We start from the raw sequence: 17,072 nt of genomic DNA on the forward strand, positions 1-17,072 counted from the left end.
GCGACAACGACAGCAGCAACGTGAGCATACGCCGGCGCAAGATGCGCGCCGGCACCAGCCTCGACTACCGCCAGCAGATCTTGTTCGGTCAAATCTCGCCAGACTCAACATAGCGCGATCGCCCTGGCGCAAGCCCCGTCGTTCACGGCGGGGTCTAGCTCTCCCTGCTAAGATTTCCGCTGTTGCGACGACGGTTCCGAATTCTTCTTTTGCCATCAGGCAGTCGGAATCCAGCACGACAATTTCCGGTAATTCGCCGTCCCACATGGGAGTCCGAGAGATAGGCGCCTTGCTGAATGAGTCGGCGCGAGCCGATGCGGCTGGACATGGCCATCTCGCGGGAGGAATCACCGCCATTGATGGCGGCGAGGATGTCTGGCGGCCGCGCTCAGGTCGAGGCCACCGGCATCACGGTGCCAGGCGCCGATGCGCCGGCAAACTGGACGGTTTCGACCGCCGGGCCGCAGGGGCTCGACACCGAAGCCACCGAGGTTGAACAGGACGACGCGCAGGCCCATGCCTGGCCGGCCCGGACCAGGCGCTGCCGCACCACGCCTGGTCGCGCCGCTCGACGCCCCGTCTTCCTCCACCCCGCGCTCGGCAGCGTGGTGCTGCTGGTGCTGTTGTTCCTGGTGTTCCAGGCGGTGTTCAGCTGGGCCGAATGGCCCAAGAGCCTGATCGAGTCCGGCACCGAGGCGGTCGGCCAGGTGGTCAAGGCGCTGCTGCCCGCCGGCCAGCTGCTCGCCCAGCTGTTCGAGCCGATCGGCTTCAACTGGCATCTGGGCCGACTGGTCGCTCGCCACCGGCATGTCGCTGCTGGTCTGGTTCGTCCACGCGCCGCAGTGCCTCGCGACCCTGGCCGTGGTGCGGCGCGAGACCGGCGGCTGGGCCATGCCGGCGACCATCACCGCCTTGCTGTTCTCGCTTGCCTACGCCGCTTCCTGGCTGACCTATACCCTCGTATCCCGCTGGAGCTGAACCATGAACGAAACCCTGGACCTGATCGTGGTGCTGGCGCTGGTCGCGCTGGCTTTCGGCTTCCTGTTGCGGCGGCAGTTGCGCCGGCGCCAGGCAGCGACCGCGGGCGAGTCCTGCTCCGGCTGTGCGCGCTGCGGATCGGCGCCTGCCTGCGGCAGCCGTCAGGATCGCGTAGGCTAGCGCGGGCGACAATGGCACCGCGTCAGCGTCCATGTCGGGCGCGTGGCGCTGCTATATTCGCCCTCCGATGTCCACACCCCTGAGTCCCGAGCGCTACTGGCGCTTCAACCGCTGGCTGATCGCGGCCGGCCTGCTGCTGGGCTTTGTCGTGACCTTCGGCGTGGGCTGGTTCGCGCGCGAGCTCGACTTCGTCTTTTTCGGTTGGGGCTTCAGCTTCTGGGTCGCGGCCCAGGGTGCCTTGCTGGTCTACCTGCTGATCGTGACCGGCTACGCCTGGATCATGAACCGGCTCGACGCCCGCCAGCCCGGTTCCCCAGGGCGGCCCCCGACATGAAGGACGCTGGCACGGGCCAGCCGGCCTACGGCCGCCAGCTCAACCGCGTTTTTCGGGGCTACGTCGCCTGCTTCTTCGCCTTCGTGCTGGGACTGTCCTGGCTCGAAAGCCTGGGCCTGTCGCGCGAAGCCATCGGCCTGATCTTCCTGCTGGCGACGGTCGGGCTGTATGCCGGCATCGGCATAGTCAGCCGCACCACCGATCCGGAGGAGTACTACGTCGCGGGCCGCCGCGTGCCCGCGTTCTACAACGGCATGGCCACTGCCGCCGACTGGATGTCGGCCGCTTCCTTCATCGGCCTGGCCGGCACGCTTTACCTGCAGGGTTACAACGGGCTGGCCTTCGTGCTGGGCTGGACCGGCGGCTACTGCCTGGTCAGCCTGCTGCTGGCGCCCTATCTGCGTCGCTTCGGCGGCTTCACCATCCCCGACTTCCTGGGCGAGCGCTATGGTGGTCACTGGCCGCGCCTGATGGGGATCTTCGCCTCCCTGCTGTGCTCCTTCACCTACGTGGTCGCGCAGCTCTACGGCGTCGGTCTGATCACCTCGCGGCTGACCGGAATCGCGTTCGAGCTCGGCGTCTTCCTGGGACTGGGCGGCATGCTGATCTGCTCCTTCCTGGGCGGCATGCGCGCCGTGACCTGGACCCAGGTCGCGCAGTACCTGGTGCTGCTGGTGGCCTTCCTGCTGCCGGTGGCCTGGCTCTCGGTCAAGCAGACCGGCTCGCCGCTGCCGCAGCTGGTCTACGGCCAGCAGCTCGAGCGCGTCAGCGCCCGCGAGCAGGAGCTGCTGCGCGACCCGCGCGAGCTCGAGGTCATGGCGCTCTACCGCCACCAGGCCGAACTGCTGCGCGCCAAGCTCGAGAACCCGGCCGCCGCCCTGGCCCAGGACCGTGCGCTGGCGCAGCGCTGGCTGGACGATCTGCGCCAACTCTCCGCCGCCCCCGAGGACATCGCGGCGGCCGAGCGCGCCCTCTACCAGTTGCCGCGCGACGAGGCGGGCGCGCGCCGGCTCTGGCGCCGCGAGCTGGAGGAGGCCGATGCCAGGAAGTTGCCGCTGGGCGGGATGCCGCCCCATGCGCGGCCCTACGCGGGCGATCCCGAGGGCGACGCGGCACAGCGGCTGGAGTTCGAGCGCTCGCGCCTGAACTTCCTGGCCCTGGTGTTCTGCCTGATGGTCGGCACCGCCAGCCTGCCGCATGTGCTGACACGCTTCTACACCGTGCCGAGCGTGCGCGAGGCGCGCAGTTCGGTTGCCTGGACGCTGTTCTTCATCGCGCTGGTCTATTTCACCGCCCCCGCGCTGGCGGTGCTGGTCAAGCACGAGATCCTGCACCATCTGGTGGGCACGCGCATCGAGCAATTGCCAAGCTGGGTCTCGGCCTGGAGTCGGGTCGATGTCGGCCTGATCAGCCTCAAGGACATCAATGCCGATGGCGTGCTGCAGTTCAACGAGATCGGCCTGGGCAGTGACCTGATCATGCTGGCCTCGGCCGAGATCGCGGGCCTGCCCTTCGTCGTCTCCGGGCTGGTGGCCGCTGGCGCGCTGGCCGCGGCGTTGTCGACCGCTGACGGGCTGCTGCTGACCATGGCCAACGCCGTCAGCCATGACCTCTATTACAAGATGGTGGACCCGAGCGCCTCGACCGCGCGCCGCGTCACGCTGACCAAGGTCGTGCTGCTGGTGCTGGCGCTGATCGCGGCCTACATCGCCGCGCTCAAGCCGGCCAATATCCTGTTCCTGGTCTCGGCGGCCTTCTCGCTGGCGGCGTCGGCCTTCTTTCCGGCCCTGGTGCTGGGTATTTTCTGGAAGCGCGCCACCGGCGCCGCCGCCGCCGCCGGGATGTTGGCCGGCCTGGGCCTGACGGTCTACTATGTCGCGATCCACCAGCCCTGGTTTCGCTCGCTGTTGCGTCTGAGCGGGCCGGTAGAGCTCTGGTGGGGCATCGAGCCGATCTCGGCCGGCGTCTTTGGCGTGCCGCTGGGCTTCGCGGTCATCCTGCTCGTGAGCTGGCTGACCCCGCCGCCGCCGCCCGAAGCGCAGGCGCTGGTCGATCGCCTGCGCAGCCCCGGCTAGACGGTGCCGTTCAGTATTGCCTGCGCCGGCGTTTCAGCGATATAATCGCAGGCTTGCCTTGCCGTACCCCTGTCGACGCTGGGGACGGCTGTTTCAACCAAAAGGAGAGACCATGCGTCACTACGAAATCGTTCTGCTGATCCACCCGGATCAAAGCGAACAGGTTCCGGCCATGCTGGAGCGCTACAAGAACATGATCACCACCGGCGGCGGCGCGATCCACCGCGTGGAAGACTGGGGTCGTCGTCAACTGGTCTACCAGATCAACAAGCTGTCCAAGGCACATTACCTGTGCGTGAACATCGAAGCCGACCAGGCCGTGATGTCCGAGCTGGAGCACGCCTTCAAGTTCAACGACGCCGTGCTGCGTCATCTGACCGTCCAGAAGAAGAAAGCCGAAACCGGCCCCTCTTCGATGATGAAGGCTGTCGAGCGCGAAGAAGCTCGCAAGTCCCAGCAGCAGGAAAACGTCGCCTGATTTGTCGCGCGCGTAGGATGAAGTGAACCGCCTCTCGCTGGCCGCCGTCATCGCTCAGGTCTATCCGCTGCGCTACACGCCGGTCGGATTGCCAGCGTTGGACATGGTGCTTGAGCACCAGTCCCAGGCCGAGCAGATGGGGCAAGCCCGCCAAGTCAGGCTGGAGCTGAGGGCCACCGCCTTCGGTCACCAGGCTGAGTCGCTGTCCCGGCAAACGCTGGGAACAGGCTTCGAGTTCTCCGGGTTCCTCACCAATTCGCGCAACGGCAAGGGCGTCGTGCTCCAGATCCAGGATTTCACACCTCTCAGTTAAGGAAGCACCATCATGGCTGCACCCAAGCGTTTCAACAAAGACAAGCGCCCCAAGCGCAACACCCAATCGCTGCTGTTCAAGCGCAAGAAGTTCTGCCGCTTCACCGTGGCAGGCGTCGAGGAAGTCGACTACAAGGACGTCGATGTCCTGCGTGACTTCATCTCCGAGAACGGCAAGATCATCCCGGCTCGCCTGACTGGCACCCGCGCGATCTACCAACGTCAGGTCACCACCGCCATCAAGCGTGCCCGCTTCCTGGCCATGCTGCCTTACAGCGACCAGCACCGCGCCTGATAGGAACGAACACCATGCAAATCATCCTGCTCGACAAAGTTGTCAACCTGGGTGGCCTGGGCGATATCGTCAAGGTCAAGGACGGCTACGCCCGTAACTTCCTGATCCCGTCTGGCCGCGCCCGTCGCGCCACCAAGACCGCGATCGCCGAATTCGAAGCGCGCCGCGCCGAACTCGAAAAGGCCGCCGCCGCCAAGCTGGCCGAGGCGCAAGCCGTCGGCGAGAAGCTGTCCGGCTTCACCGTCAAGCTGTCCCAGAAGGCCGGCGTCGACGGTCGCCTGTTCGGCTCCGTGACCAACCACGACATCGCTGACGCCCTGAACAAGGAAGGCTTCGTTGTCGCCAAGGCTCAGGTCCGCATGCCCAACGGCCTGCTGAAGAACGTCGGTGACTACACCGTCAACGTCGGCCTGCACACCGATGTGGTGGTCGAAGTGAACGTGTCGGTGCTGGGCGAAACCGCCTGATACCTGCCTTCGCGCAACGAGAGCAGCCGGCTGATGCCGGCTGTTTTTGTTTTTGCTGCCTCAGGACTTAAGATTCCGGCTCGAAAGGACAAACCGTGTCAGACGTATTCCCGCCAGACGATGTCTTCCCGTCCATGCCCTCCGAGGACCGGCAGATCGCACAGCTGCGCGTGCCGCCGCACTCGATCGAGGCCGAGTCCAGCGTGCTCGGCGGCCTGCTGCTGGACAACAGCGCCTGGGACCGGGTCGGCGACCTGCTGCAGGACTCGGACTACTACCGCTTCGAGCACCAGCTGGTGTTCAGTGCGATCGCCAAGCTGATCAACGCCAACAAGCCGGCCGACGTCATCACGGTCTTCGAGCAGCTCAACTCCGAGGGCCAGTCCGACAAGGTCGGGGGCCTGGGCTACCTCAACCAGCTGGCCCAGTATGTGCCGAGCGCGGCCAACATCCGCCGCTACGCCGAGATCGTGCGCGAACGCTCCATCCTGCGCAAGCTGATCAAGGTCAGCGACGACATCGCCACCCGCGCCTTCAACCCCAAGGGCTCCAAGGTCGCCGAGATCCTCGACGAGGCCGAACAGAAGGTGTTCAACATCGGCGAGGAGGGCACCCGCATGAAGCAGGGCTTCCAGTCGATGGACACGCTGGTGGTCGACCTGCTGGACCGCGTGACCGAGATGGCCGACAACCCGAACGACGTCACCGGGGTGCCGACCGGCTTCATCGACCTCGATCGCATGACCTCGGGGCTGCAGGCCGGCGACATGGTGGTGCTGGCGGCCAGGCCCTCGATGGGCAAGGCCCAGCCGCTGGATGCCCGGGTGCGCACGCTCACTGGCTGGAAAGCCATGGGCGAGCTCGAAGTCGGCATGGCGCTGGCTTCGGTCGACGGCCGTCCCTCCATCGTGACCGGCATCTATCCGCAGGGCCGCAAGGCGGTCTGGCGCGTGACGCTGTCGGACGGGCGTTCGGCCGAATGCTGCGACGAGCATCTCTGGCGCGTCAGTTGCCGGCACTGGGAAGCGCCGCGGGTGCTCTCCACCGCTGAAATCCGCACCTTGTTGAGCCGCCAACGCTACCAGAGCCGGATCTGGATCGAGCCGCACGAGGGCCAGTTCGGTCACCAGCAAGCCCTGCCGATCGATCCCTGGGTGCTGGGGGCGCTGCTGGGCGATGGCAACCTGACGGGGAGCGGCCCGGTGCGTTTCTCGACCGCCTCGGCTGAAATCCTGGGCGCATTGGAGGTCCGCGTCGGCGCCGGCATGGAGCTGACGCATGCCGGCCGCTACGATTACCGCATCGTGCGCGAGGACCGTGGTCATCCGCTCGGGATCAAGGGCTCGCAGCCCAATCCGCTGCGCACGGCGCTCGACAGCCTGCGTCTGTCGGGGCTGGCCAGCGACGAGAAATTCATTCCGCGCCTCTACCTGGAAGCCGGCCGCGAAGCGCGCCTGGACCTGCTGCGCGGCCTGCTTGACACCGATGGCTGGGTCGAGCGCTGGGGCAGCGTGCGCTTTTCCACTGCGAGCCGCCAACTCGCCGAGGACATGGCCGAGCTGGTGCGTTCGCTGGGTGGCTGGTGCTCGATCAACGAAAAGCAGCCCCATTTCCGCAACCTGGCCGGCATGCGGGTCGCTGGCCTGCCGGCCTATGTCTGCAATATCGCGCATCCGCAGCCGAGGTCGCTGTTCCTGCTGTCCGACAAGCTCGCGCGCCTGCCCGAGACGCGGCAACGCCGCAAGCTGCTGACGATCGAATCGATCAAGCCCAGCCGCGAGGCCGATTGCCAGTGCATCTCGGTCAGTCACCCGCACCGGCTCTACATCACCGACGGCGATGTCGTGACGCACAACACGGCGTTTGCCGTCAACATCGCCGAGCATGTGGCCTTGAACGAGGGCCTGCCGGTCGCCATCTTCTCGATGGAAATGGGCGCTGCCCAGCTCGCGGTGCGTATCGTGGGCTCGATCGGGCGCATCAACCAGGGTCATCTGCGCACTGGCAAGCTGACCGACGACGAATGGCCGCGCCTGACCGAGGCCATCGAGCGCCTGCGCACCGTGTCGTTGCACATCGACGAGACGCCGGGCCTGAAGCCCAGCGAACTGCGCGCCAACGCGCGCCGGCTGGCGCGCCAGTGTGGCAAGCTCGGCCTGATCGTGGTCGACTACCTGCAGCTCATGAGCGGCAGCAGCTCGGACGGCGACAACCGCGCGACCGAGCTCGGCGAGATCTCGCGCGGCCTCAAGATGCTGGCCAAGGAGCTGCAATGCCCGGTGATCGCGCTGTCGCAGCTCAACCGCTCGGTCGAGCAGCGCGCCGACAAGCGGCCCATGATGTCAGATTTGCGTGAATCGGGAGCGATAGAACAGGATGCCGACATCATCATGTTCATCTATCGCGACGAGTACTACACCAAGGAGGCCTGCAAGGAGCCGGGCGTGGCCGAGATCATCATCGCCAAGCAACGTAACGGCCCGACCGGCACCGTCAAGCTCACCTTCATGAACACGCTGACCCGCTTCGAGAGCATGGCGAGCTATTCGAACGATTTCTGATGCAAAATATGTTCAAATGAGCATCAAGTTTCTGGATATTGAGCCGATATAAGCATATGGCCTACAGCATCAACACCAATTCCCCTGCTCTGCTCACCCAGCGCAACCTGGCTGTTTCGCAAACCAAGCTGCAGGCCTCGATCGAGCGCCTTTCATCGGGTGTACGCCTCAACAGCGCCAAGGACAACGCGGCCGATTTCGCCATCGCCGGGGGTATCGAAACGGTGATCCGAGGACAGGGGGCGGCCGTGCGCAATGTCAGCGATGCCATCTCGTTGGCGCAGACGGCCGACGGTTCCCTGTCCCGCATGCAGGAAAACCTGCAGCGCATGCGCGAGTTGGCCGTGCAGGCCGCCACAGACACCAATGCCCCTGACCGTGCAGGCCTGAACGAAGAGTTCAGCAGCCTGCAGCAGGAAGTCTCGCACATCGCGCACAGCACCAAGTTCAACGGCATCAAGGTCTTCGACGGCGCGGAGCGGACCTTCCAGGTTGATTACGCCAACTCGCCCGAGAACCAGGTCAAGCTGCAGGGGACCGATCTGCTCAGCCCCACCAGCAGCACGCAAAAAGCCTTGGCCAGTCCGGCGATCGTGGCGGGCGCGGGCATGGAGTTGCTGGCGCAAGGCGGCAGCGTGAGGGTCACCACCCAGTCTGGCGAGAAGGAATACACGGTCCAAAGGGACAGCAGCGGCCGCGTCATCGGTTATTTCGACCCCACCGCGGTGGACGCCGCGACTGTCAAGAGCGACATGATCCGGGCATCGAGCATCGTGGGGTTCGACGCCACTCCCATCGCCACGGATGCCTCCACGGCGGCCCTATCGAATTTCGATGCGTTCAAGGCGCTCCAATCGGTTGGCATCACGACCCGCGAGGGCGCGACAGCCGCGATCGACAAGATCGACCAGGCACTCAAGGAACTCCACCAGGAGTCGGGCACTTTCGGAGCGGCGCAAAACAGCCTCGGCTCCGTGCTGTCGACCTTGCAGGCTTCGGTGGAAACCCAGACCGCGGCCAAGAGCCGCATCGTCGACACCGATTTTGCCGCCGAGACCAGCAACCTGGCGCGTGGCCAGATCATGCAGCAAGCCGGCATGGCGATGTTGGCCCAGGCCAACCAGTTGCCCAGCGGCCTGATGTCGCTGTTGCGCTGACCGCGCGCTATCCGTGAGCGCCGTCCTGGCGCCACCGACCTGAATCCAGGCACAGATTGGCCGGTGCGCCGTTGAGCCAGACCTGCCCCTGATCCAGTCGCCCGGCGGTCGCCGGGTCGATGTCGAAGCTTGTTCCCAATGCGCGCGCGAGCTCGGCCTGCTCGATCGGCAGCTCCCAGCTCAGGAATACCTGGCTGGAGTCCGGCTCGGCGGGAAAGTCGCTTTTGGCAAATCCCGTGCCATGGCGACCAATCACCGCGTGCGGCTGGGCCGTATCGAAAATCACCACCCGGCCCCTGTCCAGGGGAATGCGCTGACCTGTGGCGGGGAAATGCAGGTCCTGCCCCCTGTCCTCGCTCAGGAACAGGTTGCAAAAGGCTGAGCCGCCATACTGGGCGGCATCATGGTGGTAGTTCGCGCCGAGGCAGGCCATCAAGGCCAGCTCGGAGGTGTCGAGCATCCCGTGCAGCCTGAGCGAGTCCATCCAGTCGCGCATCGCCTGCAGGCATCGCCGGTAGTCCGGCCAGCGCGCACGTGACCTGGCCAGCGACAAGGGCTCGACGTCGCCGGCTTCCAGGCCCAGGCGCAAGGTCTCCCGCCGCCAATCGGCGCTCAGCCGGGCTGGCGGCGCGGGCAGCTCCAGCGAGCCAGTCAGCACGACCTCGCTGACGCTTCGGCTCCGGATGGCGTCACCACTCCAGAAATAGGCAAGCAACTGGTCTCGCACGCGATCCGGACTCACATCTCGTAATCCGCGCCATGGCCCTGCATGGCCTTCATGATCAGGTCGCGGCTGAGCCGGTCGCTGAGGAACTCGGCGAACTTGAGCACGAACAGCCGCAGGTAGGCGCCGCGCTTGAACGCCACGCGCGCGACGTTCTGGCCGAACAGATGGCCGGCTGGCCGCGCCACCAGGTCGGGGCTGCGCTCGTCGCCCTGCATGGCCATCTCGGCGACTATCCCTACCCCCATGCCGAGCTTGACATAGGTCTTGATCACGTCGGAGTCGATCGCGTCGAGCACGATGTTGGGGCTCAGGTGACGCTGCGCGAAGGCCTGGTCGATCCGCGTGCGGCCGGTGAAGGTCGGGTGGTAGGTGATCAGCGGTTGCTTGGCCAGGTCCTCCAGGCTGATGCGCTCCTTCTCCAGCAGCGGGTGGCCAAAGGGCAGCACCAGCACATGCTGCCAGTCGTAACAGGGCAGGGTGACCAGGTCCTCGTACTGGCCCAGCGACTCGGTCGCGATGCCGATCTCGGCGGTCTCGTCGAGCAGCATGCGCGCGACCTGATCGGGCGAGCCCTGGTGCAGGCTGATGCCGACCTTGGGGTAGGCGATGCGCAGCTTGGCCACCGGCCCGGGCAGCACGTAGCGGGCCTGGGTGTGGGTGGTGGCGATGCTCAGGTTGCCGCTGTCCTGCGCCGAAAACTGCTCGCCGATGCGCTTGAGGTTGTTGACCTCGCGCAGGATGATGTCGATGCTCTTGAGCACATGCTGGCCGGGTTCGGTCACCCGTTTGATGCGCTTGCCGTGGCGCGAGAAGATCTCGATGCCCAGCTCGTCCTCGAGTTCGATGATCGCCTTCGAGACCCCCGGCTGCGAGGTGTGCAGGGCCTTGGCTGCCTCGGTCAGGTTGAGGTTGCGGCGCACGGCCTCCTGGACGAAGCGGAACTGGTGCAGGTTCATGCGGCCGCCAGGTGGGGGCTGGTGGACAGGATGGCGGGGTCAGGATCGAGCGCGAGCTCGGCCAGCAGCGCGGTCAGGCGCGGCTGCTCGCCGGCGGTGGGCAGTTGCAGGAACGCCACCGCCGGGTGGGCCTGGCGCAGCTGATCCATCAGCACGGGCAGGTCCTCGCGCGCGTGCTTGCCCATGCCGAAGAAGAGCGGCAGCACCCGCACCTCGGTCGCCCCGGCGGCGATCGCCTGCGCGGCGGCCTCGGGCAGTTCTGGGTGGCAGAGCTCAAGGTAGGCGCAGGCGACATGCACGCCCGGGGCTTGGGCGCGCACGGCGCTGGCGACGGCCTCGACCGGAGCGCGCCAGAGCGGGTCGCGCGAGCCGTGGGCGAAGATGAGGATGGCGAGCATGGGACTCCTGGTGTCTGTTGAGTGGCGGCGCGGTGCCAAGGGGCGAGGTTTGTCGTGGCTCAGTGCCGCAGCACCAGCCAGCCGAAGGCGCCCAGCGAGACGAGCGAGTAGAGCAGCGAGGGCGCGGCGGCCACGAGCCAGGGGGCCCAGGCGCGCAGGTTGCCGATATAGCCGAACACGTTGCTGAGCAGGAAGAAGCTGATCCCCAGCATCACGCCCAGGAAGACATAGCCCGCCACGCCGCCGGAGCGGAAATGCAGGTAGGCGAAGGGCAGCGCGAGCACCACCATCACCAGACAGCTGAGCGGATAGAACAGCTTGCGCCAGAACTCGATCTCGTAGCGCTGTGCGTTCTGCCCGTTGGCTTCGAGATGGCGCACATAGCGGAACAGGTCGAGTGTCGCCATCCGCTCGGGCTTGAGCAGCGCGACCGAGACCATCTCGGCGCTGAGCCCGGTCTGCCAGGACCACTGCGGCAGAAATTCGCGCTGGACATGGGCCTGGCCGGCGCGGGTGTCGAAGACCCGGCGCTGGACCTGCTCAAGCTGCCATTGGCCATCGGATGTGACATGGCCCTGGTCGGCGCTCACGGTGCCGCGCAGCTTGCCGTCGTCGCCGAACTCGAAGATGCGCACGGCCTGCAGCCGGCCGTTGGCCGCGAGCGCGCCCACGTTGACCGCATACTGGCTGTCGTCCGAGTGTTCCTTGAGCCAGGCGCCGGAGCGGCCCAGGCTGGTGCTGCCCTGGTAATGGGCCTTGAGCAGTTGGGCGGACTTGCCGGCCAGCGGCGCGACATAGTCGCCAATCGCGAAGGTCAGCAGCACGAAGCCGGCTCCCAGCGCCAGCAGGGTGCGCAATGCGCGCCCGGGTCCGAGGCCGCTGCTGCGCAGGATGGTGAACTCCGAGCTCTGCGCCAGCCGCACCAGCACGAAGACGGTACCGATCAGCACCGCGATTGGCAGCAGCTCGTAGATCCGGGTCGGCAACTGTAGCGCGACATAGGCCAGGGCCTGCGGCAAGGCATAGATGCGCGCGGGATTCAGCGGCGAGGCGCGTCCCAGCGCAGGCAGCTCATCGACCAGGTCGAAAAAGGAGAACAGCGCCAGGAAGGCCAGCAGCACGAACAGGACGGCGACCAGGATCTCGCCGTAGATCAGGCGGCGCAGCGTCCTCATGCCGGCACCTCCAGGGCGGCGGCGCGGCGCTGCGGCCACAGCCGCCAGTTGTAGTGGCGCTTGGCCAGCCAGGCCAGCGTGGCGGCCAGCACGCCGCAGTGCACGGTCACCATGTAGGCCAGCCAGTTGAACTTGCCGGCCGCGATCCAGCCAGCGCCGAGGTTGACGAGGTTGTAGTAGAGCACGAAGCTGAAAAGCAGAAAGATCAGGTTGCCGCTGCGCCCGGCGCGCGGGTTGGAGACCGAGACGGCGACCGCGATCAACACGAAATTGAAGGCCGTGATCGCCATGCCGATGCGCCAGGACAGCTCGCCCATGGCTGCACGGGTGGGGTGGCGCAGCAGTTCCAGGGTCGGCTGGGCCTTGAGTTTTTCAGCCTGGCCGCGAGCGCTCCCCATGCCGCCGATGCGGATGCCGTAGCTCTCGAACTCGCTGACCCGGATGGCGCCGTCGGCTTGTTCGGGCGGCGGCAGTTCGAGGCGCTGTCCGCGGTCCAGCATCAGGTACTGGTCTGGTCCCATCCACTCGATCCGGCCCGCCTGCGCCGAAGTGATCGTCTCGCGTCCGTCGGGGCCGGTGTCGGCGATGAAGACATTGCGTCCTTCCTTGCCGCCCGAAGTGTCGCGGTCGATGAAGAAAACGCGCCGCCCGCCCGAGGACTCCATGAACTGGCCGGGGCTCACGCGTTCGAGGTCGCCGCGCTGCTCGTAGCGGATGCGCAGCAGCTCGGTCTGCTCGTTGGCCCAGGGCCAGGCGAAGGCGACCAGCAGCGCGACGGCCGCCAGCACCGGCCAGGCGAAGCGCAGCACGGGCGGCAGGAAGCCAGCCAGTCCGCGCCCGGCCGCGAACCAGATGAACATCTCGCTGTCGGCGTACATGCGCGACAGCGTCGAGACGATGGCGACGAACAGCGCGATCGTCAGCACGATCGGCATCTGCGCCATCACGGTGTAGGTCAGCACCAGCAGGATTTCCTGCGGGTTGACGCTGCCCTTGCTGGCCAGACCCAAGGTGCGGATCAGCAGCATGGTCAGCACGATGGTGAACAGCACCAGCAGGTTGGCACCAAAGCTGCGCGCGAGCTCTCGCCTGATAGAGGAATGGAATAACATCAGCAGGATTTTTACTAGAGCCCGCATTATGAACTTCGAACTCAAGTCCGTGAGCCTGGCCCAGGCGGCCGAATGGGAAGTCGACGCGCTGCTGGTGCTGTGCGCCGACGAGGTGCTGGCCGCCAGCCGTCACGCGCAAGACCCGGTCAGTGTCTGGGTGCAGTCCGCCATCGCGGCCAAGGACCTGGAAGAGGGTACAGGCAAGTTGCTGCAAGCCTATGGCCTGCCGGGCGTGACGGCGCGCCGGCTGGTGTTTGCGCGTGCCGGCGACGGCTCGGCGGCCCAGTCGCGCAAGGCCATGCTGGCCGCGATGGCATCGCTCAAGGGCGCCAAGGTCAAGAGCCTGGGCGTCTACGCCGGCTCGCTGGGGGTGGCTTCGGTCAACGCGCTGGTGCAGGCGGTGGCCGAGGGCAGCTATGCCTACACGGCCACCAAGAGCGTGCCGCAGCCGCGCCTCATCCGCCGCGTCGACCTGGGCGTGACCGATGCGGGGGTGGTGCGCTCCGGTTTCGAGCTGGGCTGCGCGACGGTGCGCGGCACCGAGCTGGCCAAGGAATGGGCCAACCGGCCGGCCAACCACGCCACGCCCAAGCTGCTGGCCGAGGCGGCTCAGCAACTGGCGAAGAAGCCGCACCTGAGCTGCGAGGTGCTGGGCCCGTCCGAGGTCGAGAAGCTGGGCATGGGGGCCTTCCTGGCGGTGGCCCAGGGCTCGGACCAGCCGCTGCGCTTCATCGTGCTGAAATACCAGGGCGCGTCGAAGTCGGTGGCGCCGGTGGTGCTGGTGGGCAAGGGCATCACCTTCGATACCGGTGGCATCTCGATCAAGCCGGCGGCCGAGATGGACGAGATGAAGTTCGACATGGGCGGCGCGGCCAGCGTGCTGGGCACCTTCGCCGCGCTGGCCGAGTGCAGGCCAGCGCTCAACGTGGTCGGCCTGATCCCGTCCTGCGAGAACATGCCCAGCGGTCGCGCGGTCAAGCCCGGCGATGTGGTCACCAGCATGAGCGGCCAGACCATCGAGGTGCTCAACACGGATGCCGAAGGCCGGCTGATCCTGTGCGATGCGCTGACCTACGCCCAGCGCTTCGAGCCGCGCGCGCTGGTCGACATCGCGACGCTGACGGGCGCTTGCGTGATCGCGCTCGGTGGCGTGCGCGCCGGCCTGTTCTCGAACCAGGACGAGCTCGCGCAGCAACTGCAGGAGGCCGGCAACGCCGCGCTCGATCTGTGCTGGCGCCTGCCGCTGGATGACGACTACGCCGAGGGCCTCAAGTCGAACTTCGCCGACATGGGCAACGTCGGCGGGCGCCAGGCCGGCGTGGTGACGGCGGCCAAGTTCCTGCAGAAGTTCGTCCAGCCCGAGCAGGCCTGGGCGCATCTGGACATCGCGGGCGTGGCCTGGAAAAGCGGTGCGGCCAAGGGGGCGACCGGCCGCCCGGTCGGCCTGCTGCTGCAGTACCTGGTCGACGAGGCCGCGCGCATCGCGGCCGAGCTGCCGGCCCGGGTGGAAACCACCGCCAAGCCGGTGAAGGCGGTCAAGGCCAAGGCTGGCAGGGCAGCCAAGGCGCCCAAGGCAGCCAAGAAGGGCTGATGGTGTCGGCACAGCCCGAAGTGGCCTTCCACTTCAACGTGCCCGACCCGCTGCGCTACCTGTGCCGCCTGTTGCGCAAGGTGCGGCAAGCCGGCATGAGCGCGCTGGTCTGCGTACCGCCCGAGCTCGCGCGCGAGCTCGACCTGGCGCTCTGGACCTTCGCGCCCGAGGAGTTCATTGCGCACGCGCTCTGGGACAGCGGGAGTCTGGCGCAGGCGCATTCACCGATCCTGATCGCGGACCGGGCCGTCGATTGGCCGGGCGCGCAGGTGCTGGTCAACGCCCTGTCCCTGAGCGAATTGCCACCGGCTTACGAGGGCTACCGCAAGGTGGTCGAGATCGTCGGATTGGATGAGTCCTGCCGCGAGGCGGCGCGCCGGCGCTGGCGCGCCTATACCGCGAAAGGCCACAGCCTCAAGCGCCACGACGCGGCGGCACCGGCCTCTGCCTCGGCTTAAAGGTAGTCCGGATTCGTTGCCGCTGTGCTGGCCACAGCCGGCGCTGGTAGCGAGGCGATCAGGCAGTCGGTGCTCAGGATCAGGCTCGCGATCGACGCCGCGTTCTGCAGCGCGAGCCTGGTGACCTTGGCCGGGTCAACCACGCCCATCTGCAGCAGGTCGCCATATTCGCGCGTGGCGGCGTTGTAGCCCTGTGCGACATCCTCGGCCGCCTCGACCCGGTTGAGCACGACCGAGGGCTCGTCGCCCGCGTTGTCCACGATGCGTCGCAGCGGCTCCTCGAGCGCGCGCGCGACCAGCCGGATGCCAGAAGTCTGATCCAGCGTCTTGCCCTCCAGCGACTGCAGCACCCGGCGTGCGCGCAGCAGGGCGACGCCGCCGCCCGGGACTATGCCTTCCTCGACCGCCGCCCGGGTGGCGTGCAGCGCGTCCTCGACCCGGATCTTGCGTTCCTTGAGCTCGGTCTCGGTGGCGGCGCCAACCTTGATCAGCGCCACGCCGCCGGCGAGCTTGGCGGCCCGCTCTGCCAGTTGCTCGCGCTCGTAGTCGCTGCTGGCGCTCTCGCGCTCGCGGCGGATCTGCGCGATGCGCTCCTGTATGGCTGGCGGCTCGCCGCCACCGCCGATCAGCGTGCTGCTGTCCTTGCCGATTTCGATGCGCCTGGCGCGGCCGAGGTCGTCCAGCCCGACCTTGGCCAGCGGCAGCCCGACTTCCTCGCTGACGAGCTTGCCGCCGGTCAGTACCGCGATGTCCTGCAACATCGCCCGGCGCCGATCGCCAAAGCCCGGCGCCCTGACCGCGCAGGCCTTGAGCGAGCCGCGCAGGCTGTTGATGACCAGCGCGGCGAGCGTGTCGTTGTCCACTTCTTCCGCGATCACCAGCAGGGGCCGGCCGGCCTGCACGACTTGCTCCAGCAGCGGCAGCAGATCCTTCAGCGACGACAGCTTGCCGTCGCACAGCAGGATGGCGGCGTCCTCGTGCAGCGCGGATTGGCGCTCCGCGTTGTTGATGAAGTAGGGCGAGAGCCAGCCGCGGTCGAACTGCAGGCCCTCGACCACCTCGAGCACGCTCTCGAGGCCGGAGCCGTCCTCGATCGAGATCGCGCCCTCGCGACCGACCCGGTCGATCGCGCCGGCGAGCAACTCACCGATCGACGGGTCGTTGTTGGCCGAGATGGCGGCGACATGGGCGATTTCCTGCGAGGTCGCGCAGGGCCTGGCCATGGCTTTCAGCTCGGCGACCACGGCGGCGATGGCCTGTTCCATGCCGCGCTTGAGCTCCATCGGGTTCATGCCGCCGGCGAGGTAGCGCAGGCCCTCGTGGATCATGCTGTGCGCGAGCACGGTGGCGGTGGTGGTGCCGTCTCCGGCCATCTCGGAGGTGCGCGAGGCGACCTCGCGCAGCAGCTGCGCGCCCATGTTCTCGAACCGGTCTTCGAGCTCGATCGACCTGGCGACCAGCACGCCCGAGTTGACGACCTGCGGCGGGCCGAAGTCGCGCTCGAGGATGACGGTGCGCCCGCGCGGGCCCAGCGTGACCTTGACGGCCTCGGCCAGCGCGTCAACGCCGCGCCGGATCCTGTCGCGCGCGTTGTCGTGAAAGATGATCTGCTTGGCTGTCATCGACGCTCCCTGCTATTGAGCGTCTATCTTGGCGCCGACTGGCGCGATGCGTCAAGCCTGGTGCCAGCGACCAGCAATTCTCAATTTGGACTCAGGGAGGGGCAGGCGGGGGCTGCGGCCCCTCGGTCAGGCACAGGATCATGAACTCGATCATGGCCGACCAACTGGGGAAGTGGCAGTAGGTGGTCAGTGCGCG

The 17,072-nt window shown here is 67.0% G+C and carries 19 protein-coding genes; 12 read left to right on the forward strand and 7 right to left on the reverse strand.

Annotated features, from left to right (window positions below; genetic code table 11):
* Nucleotides 1-347 precede the first annotated feature (347 nt).
* Complete coding sequence (locus tag PHR85_RS14750) at nt 348-809, reverse strand: hypothetical protein (protein WP_300055822.1); 462 nt, start codon at nt 807-809, stop codon at nt 348-350.
* Between PHR85_RS14750 and PHR85_RS14755 the strand changes: the two genes are divergently transcribed.
* The 10 genes from PHR85_RS14755 to PHR85_RS14800 all read left to right on the forward strand — a co-directional run bounded on the left by PHR85_RS14755 (nt 808) and on the right by PHR85_RS14800 (nt 8,837).
* Nucleotides 808-978 (forward strand): hypothetical protein, encoded by a 171-nt coding sequence (locus PHR85_RS14755; protein ID WP_300055825.1) that lies wholly within the window; start codon nt 808-810, stop codon nt 976-978. The genes PHR85_RS14750 and PHR85_RS14755 overlap by 2 nt on opposite strands.
* 3 nt (nt 979-981) lie before the next feature.
* Nucleotides 982-1,158 (forward strand): FeoB-associated Cys-rich membrane protein, encoded by a 177-nt coding sequence (locus PHR85_RS14760; RefSeq protein ID WP_300055828.1) that lies wholly within the window; start codon nt 982-984, stop codon nt 1,156-1,158.
* 67 nt (nt 1,159-1,225) lie between these two features.
* On the forward strand, nt 1,226-1,492 hold the full coding sequence (locus PHR85_RS14765) for a DUF4212 domain-containing protein (protein ID WP_300055831.1): 267 nt from the start codon (nt 1,226-1,228) through the stop codon (nt 1,490-1,492).
* On the forward strand, nt 1,489-3,567 hold the full coding sequence (locus tag PHR85_RS14770; protein ID WP_300055833.1) for a sodium:solute symporter family protein: 2,079 nt from the start codon (nt 1,489-1,491) through the stop codon (nt 3,565-3,567). The genes PHR85_RS14765 and PHR85_RS14770 overlap by 4 nt, the downstream gene beginning before the upstream one ends.
* Nucleotides 3,568-3,679: 112 nt before the next feature.
* Nucleotides 3,680-4,045: a 30S ribosomal protein S6 gene (gene rpsF / locus PHR85_RS14775; protein WP_300055835.1), complete on the forward strand. Its 366-nt coding sequence runs from the start codon at nt 3,680-3,682 to the stop codon at nt 4,043-4,045.
* A 22-nt stretch (nt 4,046-4,067) separates the two neighbouring features.
* Nucleotides 4,068-4,358: a primosomal replication protein N gene (priB, locus tag PHR85_RS14780; protein ID WP_300055838.1), complete on the forward strand. Its 291-nt coding sequence runs from the start codon at nt 4,068-4,070 to the stop codon at nt 4,356-4,358.
* A gap of 12 nt (nt 4,359-4,370) precedes the next feature.
* Nucleotides 4,371-4,652, forward strand: a complete 282-nt coding sequence (gene rpsR, locus PHR85_RS14785) for a 30S ribosomal protein S18 (RefSeq protein WP_300055841.1) — start codon at nt 4,371-4,373, stop codon at nt 4,650-4,652.
* Nucleotides 4,653-4,666: 14 nt separating this feature from the next.
* Nucleotides 4,667-5,119 carry a 50S ribosomal protein L9 gene (gene rplI / locus PHR85_RS14790; protein WP_300055844.1) on the forward strand — a complete coding sequence of 151 codons (453 nt, stop codon included), beginning with the start codon at nt 4,667-4,669 and terminating at the stop codon, nt 5,117-5,119.
* A 134-nt stretch (nt 5,120-5,253) separates the two neighbouring features.
* Nucleotides 5,254-7,680 (forward strand): replicative DNA helicase, encoded by a 2,427-nt coding sequence (gene dnaB / locus PHR85_RS14795; RefSeq protein ID WP_300055870.1) that lies wholly within the window; start codon nt 5,254-5,256, stop codon nt 7,678-7,680.
* 56 nt (nt 7,681-7,736) lie between these two features.
* A complete protein-coding gene (locus PHR85_RS14800) occupies nt 7,737-8,837 on the forward strand; it encodes a flagellin (RefSeq protein WP_300055846.1) in 1,101 nt (366 codons plus the stop codon).
* A 7-nt stretch (nt 8,838-8,844) separates the two neighbouring features.
* On the opposite strand, the gene PHR85_RS14805 is transcribed toward PHR85_RS14800, so the two are convergent.
* Genes PHR85_RS14805 through lptF form a run of 5 tightly spaced genes read right to left on the reverse strand, consistent with a single transcriptional unit; the run spans nt 8,845 to nt 13,205 of the window.
* On the reverse strand, nt 8,845-9,579 hold the full coding sequence (locus PHR85_RS14805; protein ID WP_300055848.1) for a hypothetical protein: 735 nt from the start codon (nt 9,577-9,579) through the stop codon (nt 8,845-8,847).
* A complete protein-coding gene (locus PHR85_RS14810; RefSeq protein WP_300055850.1) occupies nt 9,576-10,520 on the reverse strand; it encodes a CysB family HTH-type transcriptional regulator in 945 nt (314 codons plus the stop codon). Before PHR85_RS14810 ends, PHR85_RS14805 begins: the two co-directional genes overlap by 4 nt.
* Nucleotides 10,517-10,918 (reverse strand): CbiX/SirB N-terminal domain-containing protein, encoded by a 402-nt coding sequence (locus tag PHR85_RS14815; RefSeq protein WP_300055852.1) that lies wholly within the window; start codon nt 10,916-10,918, stop codon nt 10,517-10,519. Before PHR85_RS14815 ends, PHR85_RS14810 begins: the two co-directional genes overlap by 4 nt.
* Before the next feature lie 59 nt (nt 10,919-10,977).
* Entirely contained in the window at nt 10,978-12,093 is a 1,116-nt protein-coding gene (gene lptG, locus PHR85_RS14820; protein ID WP_300055854.1) for an LPS export ABC transporter permease LptG, read from the reverse strand.
* Nucleotides 12,090-13,205, reverse strand: a complete 1,116-nt coding sequence (gene lptF, locus PHR85_RS14825) for an LPS export ABC transporter permease LptF (protein WP_300055857.1) — start codon at nt 13,203-13,205, stop codon at nt 12,090-12,092. Before lptF ends, lptG begins: the two co-directional genes overlap by 4 nt.
* A 28-nt stretch (nt 13,206-13,233) precedes the next feature.
* On the opposite strand from lptF, the gene PHR85_RS14830 reads away from it, so the two are divergent.
* Nucleotides 13,234-14,796, forward strand: a complete 1,563-nt coding sequence (locus PHR85_RS14830; RefSeq protein ID WP_300055861.1) for a leucyl aminopeptidase — start codon at nt 13,234-13,236, stop codon at nt 14,794-14,796.
* Nucleotides 14,796-15,254, forward strand: coding sequence for a DNA polymerase III subunit chi (locus PHR85_RS14835; protein ID WP_300055864.1), 459 nt, complete (start codon nt 14,796-14,798; stop codon nt 15,252-15,254). The genes PHR85_RS14830 and PHR85_RS14835 overlap by 1 nt, the downstream gene beginning before the upstream one ends.
* Here PHR85_RS14835 and groL read toward each other — a convergent pair.
* On the reverse strand, nt 15,251-16,876 hold the full coding sequence (gene groL / locus PHR85_RS14840) for a chaperonin GroEL (RefSeq protein ID WP_300055867.1): 1,626 nt from the start codon (nt 16,874-16,876) through the stop codon (nt 15,251-15,253). The genes PHR85_RS14835 and groL overlap by 4 nt on opposite strands.
* Nucleotides 16,877-17,072: the final 196 nt, after the last annotated feature.

This window comes from Malikia sp., from assembly GCF_028687635.1.
Lineage (GTDB): Bacteria > Pseudomonadota > Gammaproteobacteria > Burkholderiales > Burkholderiaceae_C > Malikia.